Source organism: Micromonospora humidisoli, from assembly GCF_016900955.1.
In the GTDB taxonomy this organism is placed as follows: domain Bacteria; phylum Actinomycetota; class Actinomycetes; order Mycobacteriales; family Micromonosporaceae; genus Micromonospora; species Micromonospora wenchangensis.
In genome coordinates, this window is record NZ_JAFEUO010000004.1 from 311,958 (window position 1) to 325,178 (window position 13,221).

10 protein-coding genes are annotated in these 13,221 nt (G+C 73.9%); 4 read left to right on the plus strand and 6 right to left on the minus strand.

The window, feature by feature from the left end; all coding sequences use genetic code 11:
* The first annotated feature begins 66 nt into the window (after window positions 1-66).
* The gene (locus JQN84_RS16210) at window positions 67-2,175 is read left to right on the plus strand and encodes a GAF domain-containing SpoIIE family protein phosphatase (protein WP_204959204.1); all 2,109 of its coding nucleotides are present in this window, start codon (window positions 67-69) and stop codon (window positions 2,173-2,175) included.
* A 116-nt stretch (window positions 2,176-2,291) separates the two neighbouring features.
* Entirely contained in the window at window positions 2,292-3,158 is an 867-nt protein-coding gene (locus JQN84_RS16215) for an aldo/keto reductase (RefSeq protein WP_204959205.1), read from the plus strand.
* 73 nt (window positions 3,159-3,231) lie between these two features.
* On the opposite strand, the gene JQN84_RS16220 is transcribed toward JQN84_RS16215, so the two are convergent.
* The 3 genes from JQN84_RS16220 to JQN84_RS16230 form a co-directional block, all read right to left on the minus strand.
* Window positions 3,232-3,663: an effector-associated constant component EACC1 gene (locus JQN84_RS16220; RefSeq protein ID WP_204959206.1), complete on the minus strand. Its 432-nt coding sequence runs from the start codon at window positions 3,661-3,663 to the stop codon at window positions 3,232-3,234.
* Window positions 3,664-3,716: 53 nt separating this feature from the next.
* A complete protein-coding gene (locus JQN84_RS16225; RefSeq protein ID WP_239485606.1) occupies window positions 3,717-5,972 on the minus strand; it encodes a M48 family metalloprotease in 2,256 nt (751 codons plus the stop codon).
* A 315-nt stretch (window positions 5,973-6,287) separates the two neighbouring features.
* Window positions 6,288-7,184 (minus strand): LysR family transcriptional regulator, encoded by an 897-nt coding sequence (locus JQN84_RS16230; protein ID WP_239485514.1) that lies wholly within the window; start codon window positions 7,182-7,184, stop codon window positions 6,288-6,290.
* Window positions 7,185-7,308: 124 nt separating this feature from the next.
* Here JQN84_RS16230 and JQN84_RS16235 point away from each other — a divergent pair, with 124 nt between their 5' ends.
* Window positions 7,309-8,259 (plus strand): FAD-dependent oxidoreductase, encoded by a 951-nt coding sequence (locus JQN84_RS16235; protein ID WP_204959208.1) that lies wholly within the window; start codon window positions 7,309-7,311, stop codon window positions 8,257-8,259.
* A 91-nt stretch (window positions 8,260-8,350) separates the two neighbouring features.
* Here JQN84_RS16235 and JQN84_RS16240 read toward each other — a convergent pair whose 3' ends face one another.
* Window positions 8,351-9,847: a DUF3237 family protein gene (locus JQN84_RS16240; RefSeq protein WP_204959209.1), complete on the minus strand. Its 1,497-nt coding sequence runs from the start codon at window positions 9,845-9,847 to the stop codon at window positions 8,351-8,353.
* A gap of 165 nt (window positions 9,848-10,012) precedes the next feature.
* On the opposite strand from JQN84_RS16240, the gene JQN84_RS16245 reads away from it, so the two are divergent.
* Window positions 10,013-12,670 carry a tetratricopeptide repeat protein gene (locus tag JQN84_RS16245; RefSeq protein ID WP_204959210.1) on the plus strand — a complete coding sequence of 886 codons (2,658 nt, stop codon included), beginning with the start codon at window positions 10,013-10,015 and terminating at the stop codon, window positions 12,668-12,670.
* On the opposite strand, the gene JQN84_RS16250 is transcribed toward JQN84_RS16245, so the two are convergent.
* Entirely contained in the window at window positions 12,671-13,006 is a 336-nt protein-coding gene (locus JQN84_RS16250) for a hypothetical protein (protein ID WP_239485515.1), read from the minus strand.
* Complete coding sequence (locus JQN84_RS16255) at window positions 13,003-13,194, minus strand: hypothetical protein (protein WP_084261485.1); 192 nt, start codon at window positions 13,192-13,194, stop codon at window positions 13,003-13,005. The genes JQN84_RS16250 and JQN84_RS16255 overlap by 4 nt, the downstream gene beginning before the upstream one ends.
* Window positions 13,195-13,221 lie beyond the last annotated feature (27 nt).

Sequence of the window (13,221 nt, forward strand, 5' to 3'; positions counted from 1 at the left end):
TCAGCCGACGCTGGTACGGTCCGACTGATGGGGAAGGCGCTCGATCCGCAGAGCGGAGGTCCCGACATGACTCGCTCCGCCGACGCCCCCCGGCCGCCGGACGACTCCCGCTGGCGCGAGCTGCTCTCCCACGCCGGCCGGGCCGGCCGCCGGATCGTCGGGCACGACTGGGCCGGCACCCCGCTCGGGCCGCTGGCGGACTGGCCACCCAGCCTGCGTACCGCCCTGGTCGTCTGCCTGCACAGCCCGACGCCGGCCGCGCTCTGGTGGGGGCCGGAGCTGGTGCTGCTCGCCAACGACGGCTACCTGGCCCTGCTGGGCCCGGCCGGCACACGGGCGCTGGGCCGGCCCGCCTCGGCGGTCTGGCCCGAGGCGGTGGCCGCGCTGACCGGGGTGCTGACCGCCACCCGGGTCACCTGCCGGCACGGCGACGACGGGACGGGGACGGTCTTCTCGTCGGGTCCGGTGGTCGACGCCGCCGGCCACCCGCAGGGCGTCCTCACCACCGTCGCCGCCGTACCCGGCGGCGCACCCGCGCCCCCGGGGGACGCCGACGGGGACCGGCGACACGCGTTGCGTCAGGCCGAGGGGCTGGCCCGGCTCGCCGGGGCGCTCAGCGCCGCCGGCAGCCGGGACGCGGTGCTGGACGTGGTCGGCACGGTCACCCCGGGGCTGGTCGGCGCGGACCGGGTCCGGGTCGCGGCGGCCACCGCGGGTGCCTGGGAGCTGACGGTGACCGACGCCGCGGGCACCGTCGAACTGCTGGTCACCGACGACGAACCGCTGGCCCGCGCGGTACGCGAGGAGACGACCGTGCCGCTGCCGGACGGGCTCTGCCTGCCGCTGCGCGACGGCACCGGCACCGTGCTCGGGGCGCTGGAGGTGCGCTGGGGCACCCTGACCGCCGACGAGGCGGCCCGCCGCATCCTGCTCGACGCGGTGGCGGGCCTGTGCAGCCAGGCGCTGCGGCGGGCCGAGCTGACCGCGTCGGCGCGGGCGATGGCGGAGTTCGCCGCCCGGCTCAGCGTCACCCGCTCCACCGGGGAGACGATCGAGGTGATCCTGGACGCCGCCCCGATGGCACTCGGCGCGGCGCTACCCGGACTGGCGATGCGCGACGAGGGCCGACGGGTCCGACTGTGGCACGCGGAGCTGCCCAGCGGGCTGGTCGCCACGTTCGACGACCTGACCATCGACGATCCCCGGCCGATCGCCCGCGCGCTGCGCACCGGGGAACGGATCATCCTGCGTAACCGGGCCGAGTTCGCCGCCCGGCATCCCGGCCTGCCCGACCCGGCGGGCGAGTACGGAATGGTGACCACCGTCGTGCTGCCGCTGCTGGACGCCTCCCGGCGGCCCATCGCCGCGCTGGGGTTCGGCTGGCCCCGGGAACGGGCGCTGCACGACGACGACCTGGCCCTGCTGGATACCGTCGCCGACCTGTGTGAACAGACCCTGGAGCGGGTCCGGCTGGCCGCCGCCGAGCACAACCTGGTGACCCGGCTGGCGGGCCGGCTGCGCACCTCGGCGACGATCGGGCCGCCCGGCCTGGAGCTGGCGACCCGCTACCAGCCGGCGATGAGCGGCCTGCACCTGGGCGGCGACTGGTACGACCTGGTCGACCTGGACGACGGCCGGCTGGCCGTGGTCGTCGGGGACGTGGTGGGCCACCAGGTCGAGGCGGCGGCCGACATGGCGCAGCTACGGACGGTGGTGAACACGCTGATCCGCTCCGGGGTGCCGCTGGCCGAGGTGTTCCCCCGGCTGACCGGGCTGCTCGGGGTCGGCTTCCTCGGCACCTGCCTGGCGATGGTGGTCGATCCGGTGGCCGGGCAGGCGCAGGTCGCCCGGGTGGGGCACCCGCATCCGGTGCTGCTGCGGGCGGGTCGGCCGCCGGAGATGGTCTGGACGGGGCATTCGCTGCCGCTCGGGCTGGTCCGCGACCCGGTGCCGGTGACCACCGTGGCGTTCGGCCCGGGTGACCTGCTGGTGGCGTACACCGACGGGCTGGTGGAGCGGCGCGACCAGGCGTACGACGCCGGGGTGACGGCCCTGCACGAGGTGCTCGTGCCGGTGCGGGACCAGCCCGTGGAGGTCATCGCGGACACCCTGCTGACCAAGCTCTCCGGCTCCGACGACGACCAGGCGCTGGTGATCATCCGGCACGCCGGCTGAGTGTCGGTGCCCACATTCGGCCCGTGGGTGTTGCCGGCCGCGATCTTCGGGAAAGCCGTCGGGACGGGTGGCTAGATTTGCCACCGACGACTACGAACAGGATCGGGGTACGGCACATGGGTTCCACCAGTCAGCCCGCGAAGGCGTCAGGCACCTACCGGATCGGCGGCGACCTCCAGGTCGACCGGCTCGGCTACGGGGCCATGCAGATCACCGGGCCGGGGGTGTGGGGCGACCCGAAGGACCCGGCCGAGGCGGTCCGGGTGCTGCGCCGGGCCTACGAGCTGGGCGTCACGTTCATCGACACCGCCGACTCGTACGGGCCGTTCGTCTCGGAGCTGCTGATCAGGGAGGCGCTGCACCCGTACGCCGACGACCTGGTCATCGCGACGAAGGCCGGCCTGACCCGCTCCGGGCCAGGCGACTGGCGGCCGGTGGGGCGGCCGGAGTACCTGCGCCAGCAGTGTGAGCTGAGCCTGCGGCACCTGGGCCTGGAGTCCATCGGCCTCTACCAGCTGCACCGGATCGACGCGAAGGTGCCGCTGGAGGACCAGCTCGGCGAGCTGGCCCTGCTCAAGGAGGAGGGCAAGATCCGGCACATCGGGCTGTCCGAGGTGACCGTCGCGCAGATCGAGGCGGCCCGGCAGATCACCCCGATCGTGTCGGTACAGAACCTCTACAATCTGGCCGACCGCAGCGCCGAGGACGTCCTGGAGTACTGCGAGCGCAACGACCTGGCGTTCATCCCGTGGTTCCCGATCGCCACCGGCAACCTGGCCAAGCCGGGCGGCCCGCTGGACGCCATCTCCACCGGCCACGACGCGACGCCCGCGCAGCTCGCGCTCGCCTGGCTGTTGCGCCGCTCGCCGGTCATGCTGCCCATCCCGGGTACGTCCTCGGTCGGTCACCTGGAGGAGAACGTGGCCGCCGCCGAGGTGCAGCTCACCGACGACGAGTACGACGCCCTGGCCAAGGCCGCCTGACCTGCCCACTCCGCACCCGGTGTGTCGCGCGGAGAGCGACCCACCCGGGAGCGCGAGGGTTCGTCGGGGTCAGTCAGGTGGCGGGGGTGATCTCGTTGCCGGGGTCGTCCCGACGCAGGGCCCGCTGTGCCTCGTCGAACAGCTTCGCCGCGTCGGTGCGCCCGTTGACCTGGATCTCCACCTCGGAGTCGCCGACCTGGAGCCGGATGCTGACCTCGGTCCGCTGCTGGTCCACCCAGCTCTGCACCAGGTTGAACAGGCCGGGCAGCAGCCCCTGGGCGACCACCGCGATGATCACCGCGTCGCTGAAGCCGGCCCGGCCACCGGCCCCGCCGGCCGCTCCCGCGTCACGAACCAGGGCCCGGTAGTGCGGGTCGCGGTGCAGCCAGGCCAGCAGCGTCGTCCGCTGCGGGCCGACGCCCGGCCCCGGCTGGCGACGGCCGGCGGGCGCGGTACGCGGGGCCAGCACCAGCCGGGCCGGTGCGGTGGAACGGGGCGCGGTCATCTCGGTCTTCCTCTCGGTCGTTCGCCCACGGTGCGGTCCGGCCGACGGGCGGATCAGTCGTCACCGGGTTGGAAGGTCAGCGTGCCGTCGACCACCGACAGCACCCCGCTGACCCCGAACGTCTCGTTCTCGGTGAACGGGGTGGTCCCGAAGTAGCCGACCGTGCTGCCGGTGGCCTGCGCCGACCCCTGCGCCTCGTACGAGGTGGAGACGCGGGCGGTGGTCGGGCCGGTCAGGGTCAGCTCGATCGTCGGGTACCGGGTGATCTTCCAGGCGATCTTCTTCACCGTCGAGCCGCCGGTGTAGTAGCGGAACGGGCACCCCTGCGGGACGGCCACCGCCTGCGCCGCGCAACCGTCCAGGTAGGACCGTACGCTGCGTTCCGCCGCCGCTTGCGCCTCGGGCCGCAGGGTGGGCGTCAGCTCCGCGCCGCTCACGCTCTGCTGCCCGGGTACGACGTAGAGCACCCGGGCCGGCGTCTCGCTGAGCGGGTTGCTCTCCCCCGCGACCGTGTACGCCCCGGGCAGCAGCGGCACCGCCACCGCCAGCCCGTCCTCACCGGCGGGTACGGGCACCCCGTTGAGGGTCAGCGGGGCCGGACCGCCGGGCAGGGTCAGGGTCGCCGGGGCCGCGTCGATGTGCCAGCCGTGGAACAGCCCGAGCGTGGCCTGGTCGTCGCGGCGCAACGGCACTTCGGCTGTCAGTTTCTCCCCGGCGAGGGTGTAGGCGACCGTGGCGACCGCCTCGTCGCCGTCGCGTTCCACACCCGTCACGGACACGTCGGTGGGCGGGCGGTAGTCCTTCGCCGCCACCATTCGGGCGAGCTGCCCGCTGTCGCCGAGCTCCGCCCGCACGTCGGGGGTGAGCCGTTCGAGCGCCTCCCGGCCGTCGTGGTCGGCCAGTGCCCCGAAGTAGTCACTGACGGCCGCCTGCGGGCGGAAGAACGCCCACTGGGCCGCCGTCAGCCCGCCGCCCAGGCAGCTCACCAGCACCAGCGCGCCGACCAGCAGCAGGGCGCGGCGGGTGCCGACCGCCGTGATCGTCGTACCGCCGAACAGCTCGTCGAGGCCACGGGCGGTGGCCGCGCGGTCGGTCATCGGGTCGGGGACGGGCCGGTCCAGCCGGTCCAGGCGCAGCTCGGACGGGGGGTGGGTGGCGCAGACCGCCTCGTCCCAGCCGCTGCGGCCGGTCTCGAAGGAGCGCCGACGCTCCAGCATGGACCGCAGCCCCTCCCGGTGTCCGGCGAGCACCGCGCCGGCGTCGGCCCGGTACTCGGCGGCCCGGGCGTCCCGACGGTGGCAGGGCACGACCAGGTAGCGCATGGTGAGCAGCACCGGCCAGAAGAACAGGAACACCACGAAGTCGGTGGCCGGGTGCGGGAACCGGCGCATCAGCCAGGCCGGCAACGCGTGCACCAGCACCAACGGCAGGCCGACACCCCGGATGAAGGCGCTGGTCACCTCGTCGCCGGTGCGCCAGTGCACCAGTTCGTGGCTGAGCAGCGCGGCGATCTCCTCGTCGGTGCAGTCGAGCACGGCGGTGCTCACCACGACGTGCCTGGCGTACGCGCGGGCGTTGGTGAGCACCGGGTCGTCCTCGATCAGCAGCCGGGGCTCACCGGGCAGGCCGAGCCGGGCCGCGCAGTCGCTCAGCAGCGGACGCAGCCGTTCGGCCTCCCGGCGGCTGAGCCGACGCGCCCCGGAGACCCCCAGCAGCCACGGTTCCAGCAGTACCCGCCCGACGGTGTAGAGCACCCCGACCAGGGCGGCGGCGACCACCATCCCGACCAGGCCGGTGAACAGGTTGGCCGGTTCGTCGACGGCGTTGCGCCAGGGCAGCACCAGGATGGCCAGGAAGCCGACCAGGGCACCGAGCGCGAACCCGGCGAACCCGCCGATCACCCCGCCGGACTGCGCCGCGAAGGCCTCCAGCAGCGGCCCGACCAGCGGCGCGTCCCGGAGCAGCGCCGGCACCGCCTCGTCGGACTGGGTGCCCCCGGCGACCAGCCCGTACAGGCCGAGGGCGAGGCCGCCCCAGACCGCCGCCACCAGCGCCAACGGTACGTAGAACCAGGTGGCGATGAAGGCGCCGAGCACACCCCGCCAGTCCCGCACGATGCCGGCGCGCAGCCAGACCAGGGCGCTCGGGTAGCCGGGCGGGCGGTGGGCGAACCGGTCCCCGGCATCGTCGGCGGGCGGGGCGGTGACGGGCGGTGCGGTGGGGGGCGCGGCCGGGGTGACCGGCGGGGCGGCCGGCGCGGCCGGCGCGGCCGGGGCGGGGTCGGGTCCGCGCTGCGGGGCGCTGTCCATGTCGGACACGTCAGGGCTCCTCGACTACAGCGTCACCTGCCGAAACGGCGGGACGATTCCATGGACACGGCCGAATGATCCATGAGCGGGGTGGGACGATTCCACGAACACTGCGGTTCGTACGGGCCGTGGGAGGCAGCACATTACTCGCTGCGAATGCGCTCGGCGATTCATATTCACCGGGAAAGGCGGCGGGGCGGCCCATTGTCGGATATCCGTCCGAGTACGCCGGGTTCGTCGGGCAATGGCGGCGAAACTGCGCCGTCGAACGGGTCGGAACCCCGCCGGATCGGCGGGCCGACGACGCCCGACGGATCAGCAGGTGGCGAGCAGGTCGACGAGCCGACGGACCGCCGGGTCGGTGGTGTCGGTCCGCCAGGCCAGGGCCACGTCGACCGTCGGCACCGGGGCGGCGAACCGCCGCAGGCGTACCCCCGGGACCTTGAGGGCACGGGCCCGGCCGGCCGGGACGGCCGCGACCACGTCGCCGCCGGCCACCGCGCGCAGCAACTGTTCGTCGTCGGGTTCCTGACGGACCAGGTGGAACCCGCCGTCGGGCCAGACCTGGGCGATGGTGCGGTCGAACATGCCGGGGCCGTTCTCGCGGGGCCACATCACCGCGGGCAGACCGGCCACCTCGGCCCGGCGCACCCGGGCCCGGCCGACCGCCAGCGGATGCCCCGCCGGCACCGCCAGCAGCAGTTCCTCCCGGTCGACGGTACGGCAGGTCAGCCCCGCCTCCGGCAGCGGCGGACGGACGAAGGCGACGTCGAGCCGGCCGGTGAGCAGCCCGGTCACGTTCGGCGCCGTCCACCCGGTCTCGGGCACCACCTCCACCTCGGGGTGCGCCGCCCGGAACCGGGCCACCAGCGCGTCGACCCGGCCGCCCCGGGCCGACCTGGTGTACGCCAGCCGCAGCCGACCGCCACGCCCGCCGACCAGGTCACGGATGCGGGCGGTGGCGGCGTCCACGTCGGCGAGCAGGCGACGGGCCTCACCGGCCACCTGCACGCCCACCCCGGTCAGCGTGCAGCCGTGACTGTCCCGGTGCAGCAGGGCCACCCCGAGCTGCCGTTCGAGGGCGCGGATCTGCTGGCTGAGCGCCGGTTGGGCGATCCTCAGCCGGGCGGCGGCCCGGGTGAAGTGCAGTTCGTCGGCGAGCACCACGAAGTACCGCCACCGCCGCAGGTCGGTGGTCGGTGGTGGCCCCATTCCGGGAGCATAAGCGGCGCTTATCGCCGGCCGCCGATTCCGTCTTGGACCGGACTGTCGGGTCGGGGAGACGATCCAGGTCCGGTCGTCCCGAGCTGCGGGCGGCACCGACGGGAGGTTGACGATGGGCACGGACGTATTGGTGGTGGGGGGCGGGATCATCGGGTTGACGGCGGCGGTGCGGCTACGGGAGCACGGCGTACGGGTGACGCTGCTGACCGCCGACCCGCCCGGGGACACGGTGTCGGCGGTCGCCGCCGCCGTCTGGTACCCCAGCCACACCGACGCGGACCCCCGGGTGCTGCGCTGGGCCACCGGGACGTACGCGGAACTGGGCCGGCAGGCCGACGCGGGAGTGCCCGGGGTGGTGGCCCGGCCGACCCGGATGCTGCTGCGCCGCCCGTGGCACGGCCCGCCGTGGTGGGCGGCGGCGGTCGGTGACCTGGCCGCCCACCCCGGCTCCGGGCCGTACGCGACCGAGTTGCGGTTCACCGCGCCGACGGTGGAGATGTCGCCGTACCTGGACTGGCTGGTCGACCGGTTCACGGCGGCCGGCGGGCGGGTCGTGGCCGGCCGGCTGGAGCGGCTCGACGACGGCTTCGCGCTGGCCCCCACGGTGGTCAACGCCACCGGCCTGGCCGCCGGCCGGCTCGCCGACGACCCGGCGGTGCACCCGGTACGCGGGCGGCTGGTGCTGGTGGCGAACCCGGGCCTGACCACCTCGGTGCGCGACGAGGGGAATCCGGCAGGCATCACCTACGTGCATCCGCGCCGGCATGACGTGGTGCTCGGCGGCACCTCCGAGCCGGACGCCCGGGACACCGGGCCCGATCCGGACACCGCGGCGGCGATCCGGGCCCGGTGTGTGGCGCTGGTGCCGGAGTTGGCCGACGCCCCCGTCCTCGGGGTGCGGGTCGGGTTGCGGCCGGCCCGGCACGGCGGGCCGCGGGTGGCGGTGCAGGCCGGGCCGGCCCCGGGGCAGCGGCTGGTGCACGCGTACGGCCACGGGGGCGCCGGGGTGACCCTGTCCTGGGGCTGCGCCGACGAGGTGGCCTGGTTGGCGCTGTCCGGCTGACCGGCCGGGCCCGGACGCGACCCGGCCCCGCCGCATCGGGACCGTGGGGCGGGGCCGGACGCCGGGCGGAGGGCGGGCCCCCTCCCCCACGTCACCGGCGTTCGTAGAAGGTGATGCTCACGCCGCCCGGGGCGGAACCCGGGTCGGAACTCAGCCAGGTGTTGGCGTTGAGGAAGGCGTACGGGCCGGCGGCGCGGGCCTCGAACGTGGGTACCAGCCGGCCGAACGCCCCGCAGTTGCGGACCAGGATCAGTTCCCGGTCGTTGGTGGACAGCACATAGCGGGCGTCGAGCGTGCTGGTCGCGCCGATGAGCTGGTAGTCCGCCCCGCCGGGCAGGACGGTCCCGGTCACCCGGCCGGTCACGGTGCCGCCGGTGATGGGGATGATGTTGCGGGTGCCGCGCTTGCTGGCCCCGACCGAGACGCTGGCCCCGAGGGTGACGGTTTCGGTGAAGACCGCCGCACCCCGGGTGCCGCTGCCGGTCAGGCAGTCCCACGGCTGGTTGGCCGTCCCGGCCGGGTCACGCAGTTGCACGCGCGGGTCGGCCGGGGACACCCCGGCGACGTCGTAGACGGCCAGGTTCAGCGTGTTGGTCGCGGTGTCGACGGTCCGGGTGCCGACGTAGGTGCCGGTGTTCAACCAGGCGTACGCGCTGGAGTTCGGGGCCTCGAAGTCGGGCACGATCCGTACGGTGGCGTCGCCGGCCGGGGCGACACCGCAGGTGCGCAGGTAGATCGGGGTGCCGTCGGAGGTGCGCAGGATGGCGACCTGTTCCAGTTCGGTCGCGCCGGTGCCGAGGGTGAGTTCGAGGTCGAGGCCGCCGGTGAGGATGGTGCCGTTGATCCGGTCGCCGGTGATGGTGCCGCCCCGGATGTCGAGGATGCGGCGGTGGCCGTACTGGGTGACGCCGACGTCGCGGATCGCGCCGAGTTGGGCGGTGGCCCGGAACACCAGCCGGCCGCGCGTGGGCGGCACGAGGCCGGTGGACCGGCCGCAGGTCCAGGACGGGTCGGGCACGATGGTCGCCTCCGCGCCGCTCGGGGTGGTGCTCGGGGTGGGTGGCGGTGGGGTGGTGGGTGCCGGTGTGGTCGGCGGTGGGGTGGTCGGGGTGGGCGGCGGCGTGGTGGGGGGCGGGGTGCCCGGGGTGGGTGTGGTCGGTGTCGTGGGCGTCGTGCTGCCGGTGCAGGGGGTGCCGTTGAGCGCGAAGTCGGTAGGTGCCGGGTTGCTGACGTTGTTCCACGAGCCGTTGAAGCCGAACGAGGTGCTCGCCCCGGTGCCGAGCGCGGCGTTCCAGGTGGTGTTGCCGACGGTGACCCGGCCGCCGTTCTGGCTGGCGGTGCCGTTCCAGTACTGGGTGACCTGCTGACCGGCGGTGAACGACCAGGTGAGCTGCCAGCCGTTGATCGGGTCGCCGAGGTTGGTGACCGCGACGTTGGCCCCGAAGCCGCCGCTCCACTGGCTGGTCACGGTGTAGGTCACCCGGCAGCCGGTGGCGGCGGAGGCCGAGCTGGCGACGCCGACGACGCCGGCCAGGGTGGCGGCGGCGAGCGCTCCCGCGAGCAGGGACCGCCGGTGTACGAGCCTCATCTGGTCCTCCCGGAACGGCCTTCCACGCACGGTTATGTTTCATCGAGTGTCCCGATCGGACAAACTTCTGTCAATCGATGTTTCTCGATTCCCGATGTCGACCCGGCGGCTCCACCCCGACACCCGTGAAGATCGTTTCGTGTCCTGTTGGTGACCCTCGGTAGGGTGTCGCGTATGGACCGGGGTGCCTGGCGTCGGCATGCGTGGTGGGTGGGCATCCCGGGCGTGGTCGCCGGGTTCGGCGCGTGGGCGGCCGTCGCCGACGACAAGACCGGGTGGACCGTCGTCTCCGCTGCCGCCGCCGGGGTGGTCGGCGGCTTCGGGCCGACGGTGGCCGACCGGCTGGCGGCGAGGCGGGAGGCCCGGCGGCGCGGCGAGGACGCGCTGCGCGGCGTGACGTCGGCCGAGCTGCCGGAGTCGGTGGCCTGGCTGCTGCACCCGAGCCGGGAGGTGGTCGACTTCCTCGGTCGCGGCTGGGTGCTGCGCCAGTTGGAGTCCTGGGCGGCCGACCCCGACGCGGTGGCGGTACGGCTGCTGACCGGCGCGGGCGGGGTGGGCAAGACCCGGTTGGCCCGGGAGTACGCCGGCCGGCTGCCCGGTTGGCGGTGCGAGTGGATCCACGCCGGGGCCGAGGAGCAGACGGCCGCCCTGATCGCCTCGGGCGGCGTACCGTCGCGGTTGCTCGTGGTGGTCGACTACGCCGAGACGCGGGACCGGGCCGGGGTGGCGGCGCTGGTCTGCGCGGCGCAGCGGGCCACCGGGGTACGGGTACGGGTGCTGCTGATCGCCCGGGGTGCCGGGCTGTGGTGGGAGACGCTGTCGGCGGCGTACCCGCAGCAGGCGCAGTTGCTCGACGCGGTGACCGGCCGGTCGCAGGTGGTGGAGCTGCCGGCCCGGATCGAGGAGAGCGTACCCAGCGAGATCGTCGCCCTCGCGGCGCGGGACTTCGCCGCCCACCTCGGGCGACCGGTGCCGGCGGTCGAGGCGCGGAACCGCCCGGCGGACACGCCGGTGCTGCGCCTGCACGCCGAGGCGCTGCTGACCGTCCTGGACGGGCAAGCCCGGCACGGCCGGTACGACGTGCTGACCGAGGTGTTGGGGCACGAGGCCCGCTACTGGCGGTTCGCGGCCCGGCGGGCGGGCCTGCTGACCGCCGACGACCCGGCGTCGGACGCGCTGCTGCGGCAGGTGGTCGGGGTGGCGGCGCTGCTCGGCGCGGACGGCCCGGACGAGGTGGCCGGCCTGGTCCGGCGGGTCCCCGCGCTGGTGGCCGCCGAGCCGGAGCGGGTGGACCGGTACGCGGCGTGGCTGGCCGACCTCTATCCGGCCGCCGACGGCACCGGGCTCGGCGTGGTGCAGCCCGACCTGCTGGCGGAGGCGCTCGCGGTACAGGTGCTGCGGGACTACCCGTCCGCCGACCGGGCGCGGGTGTTCACCGGCCTGACGGTGGCGCAGGCGGTACGGGCGTTGACGGTGCTCGGCCGGGCGAGGACGCACCAGGCCGACGCGGCGGCGCTGATCGAGGTGGCGTTGGGGGTGGACGTGCCCCGGATGGTCGAGGCGGTGCTCCAGGTCGGGGTGCAGTTCCCGGGGGTGTTCACGCCGGGCGCGGTGCGGCTGCTGTCGGATGCGGACATCGATCTCGGATGGGCGCGGCGGGTCGCCGACCTCGTGCCCCATCCGACGACGGAGTTGGGGCGGCTGGCAGTGACACTGACGACCCGCATCGTCACTGGTTTTACCCCGGACACCCCGCCCGACGTTCAGGCGTTATGGATGGACGAGCACGCGATACGGCTGGCCGAAGTCGGACGACGAACCGAAGCCCTCACCACCGGCCAGGAAGCCGTCAACCTCTACCAAGAACTCACCACCACCGACCGCGACGCCCACCTCCCCAACCTCGCCATGTCGCTCAACAACCACGCGCTCCGACTCGCCGAAGCCGGACGACACACCGACGCACTCACCACCAGCCACGAAGCCCTCAACCTCCGACGCGAACTCACCACCACCGACCGCGACGCCTACCTCCCCCACCTCGCCGCATCGCTCAACAACCACGCGCTCCGACTCGCCGAAGCCGGACGACACACCGACGCACTCACCACCAGCCACGAAGCCGTCAACCTCTACCACGAACTCACCACCACCAACCGCGACGCCTACCTCCCCGACCTCGCCATGTCGCTCGGCAACCACGCGAGCCGACTCGCCGAAGCCGGACAACACACCGACGCACTCACCACCAGCCACGAAGCCGTCAACCTCTTCCAAGAACTCGCCTCCACCAACCGCGACGCCCACCTCCCCGACCTCGCCATGTCACTCAACAACCACGCGATCCGACTCGCCGAAGCCGGACGACACACCGACGCACTCACCACCAGCCACGAAGCCCTCAACCTCCGACGCGAACTCACCACCATCAACCGCGACGCCCACCTCCCCGACCTCGCCATGTCGCTCAACAACCACGCGGTCCGACTCGCCCAAGCCGGACGACACACCGACGCACTCACCACCAGCCACGAAGCCCTCAACCTCCGACGCGAACTCACCACCATCAACCGCGACACCCACCTCCCCGGCCTCGCGACATCACTGTGGAGTGTCGGATACGTCGGGCTCATGGCTGGCACCGTGACCGATGAGGTCATTGCCTTGACCGCCGAAGGTGTCCGCTACTTCGACGAGCTTGCGGCTGTGGAACCGGCGGCGTTCGAGGAACGCCGTCAAGCAGCCAGACGCACCCTTGACGAGTTGCACCGTGCGGCTGCCGGCATCGATGCGAGCGAACCCCTCCCCGATGCGGAGGGATGATCACGGCAGCTCATCGACGACCTTGTCACCCTGGATGACGCGGGCGTGCGGTCGGGTCGGAGGAGCGCGCCGGGAGGTAGCGGCGCGGGAGGCGGGGACGGGCTGGCGGGTCGGCGCTGGTTCGGGTGGCAGGAGTCCGGCGGGTTGGACGTAGATCGAGCGGCGGGCCACCGCGTCGCCCTTGGCGTCGATCTGGTAGCCGTCGAGCCAGGCCCACCCGTCGTACGTGATCCACTCGGTGCGGACCCGGATCAGGCGGAACAGGATCGGCCTGACGAACTGCGGGCTCGCCTTCCGCGTGACCTGGACCAGCACCCCGGCCCGTAGCTCGATCATCGCGGCCCGTCCTGGCTCGGCCAGTGCCGCTGGTTGATCGGGATGCGGTGCCGGTAGCGGCAGGGCAGTTCGTTGCCGCACCGGCAGACGAACCGCCACCGCCGCCACGACCACGCTGGCCGGTGCCGCCGTGCCAACGTCATCGCCGTAGCGAGCAGATACTCGTGGTAGGACACTCGTCGCGACATACCGACACGGTCCTCGGTGGAGGTTTA

Coding starts and splice junctions, on each gene's coding strand:
- JQN84_RS16210 (WP_204959204.1), top strand. CDS start 67: ATGACTCGCTCCGCCGACGCCCCCCGGCCGCCGGACGACTCCCGCTGG.
- JQN84_RS16220 (WP_204959206.1), bottom strand. CDS start 3,663: ATGACCGCGCCCCGTTCCACCGCACCGGCCCGGCTGGTGCTGGCCCCG.
- JQN84_RS16250 (WP_239485515.1), bottom strand. CDS start 13,006: ATGATCGAGCTACGGGCCGGGGTGCTGGTCCAGGTCACGCGGAAGGCG.
- JQN84_RS16225 (WP_239485606.1), bottom strand. CDS start 5,972: ATGGACAGCGCCCCGCAGCGCGGACCCGACCCCGCCCCGGCCGCGCCG.
- JQN84_RS16255 (WP_084261485.1), bottom strand. CDS start 13,194: ATGTCGCGACGAGTGTCCTACCACGAGTATCTGCTCGCTACGGCGATG.
- JQN84_RS16240 (WP_204959209.1), bottom strand. CDS start 9,847: ATGAGGCTCGTACACCGGCGGTCCCTGCTCGCGGGAGCGCTCGCCGCC.
- JQN84_RS16215 (WP_204959205.1), top strand. CDS start 2,292: ATGGGTTCCACCAGTCAGCCCGCGAAGGCGTCAGGCACCTACCGGATC.
- JQN84_RS16235 (WP_204959208.1), top strand. CDS start 7,309: ATGGGCACGGACGTATTGGTGGTGGGGGGCGGGATCATCGGGTTGACG.
- JQN84_RS16230 (WP_239485514.1), bottom strand. CDS start 7,184: ATGGGGCCACCACCGACCACCGACCTGCGGCGGTGGCGGTACTTCGTG.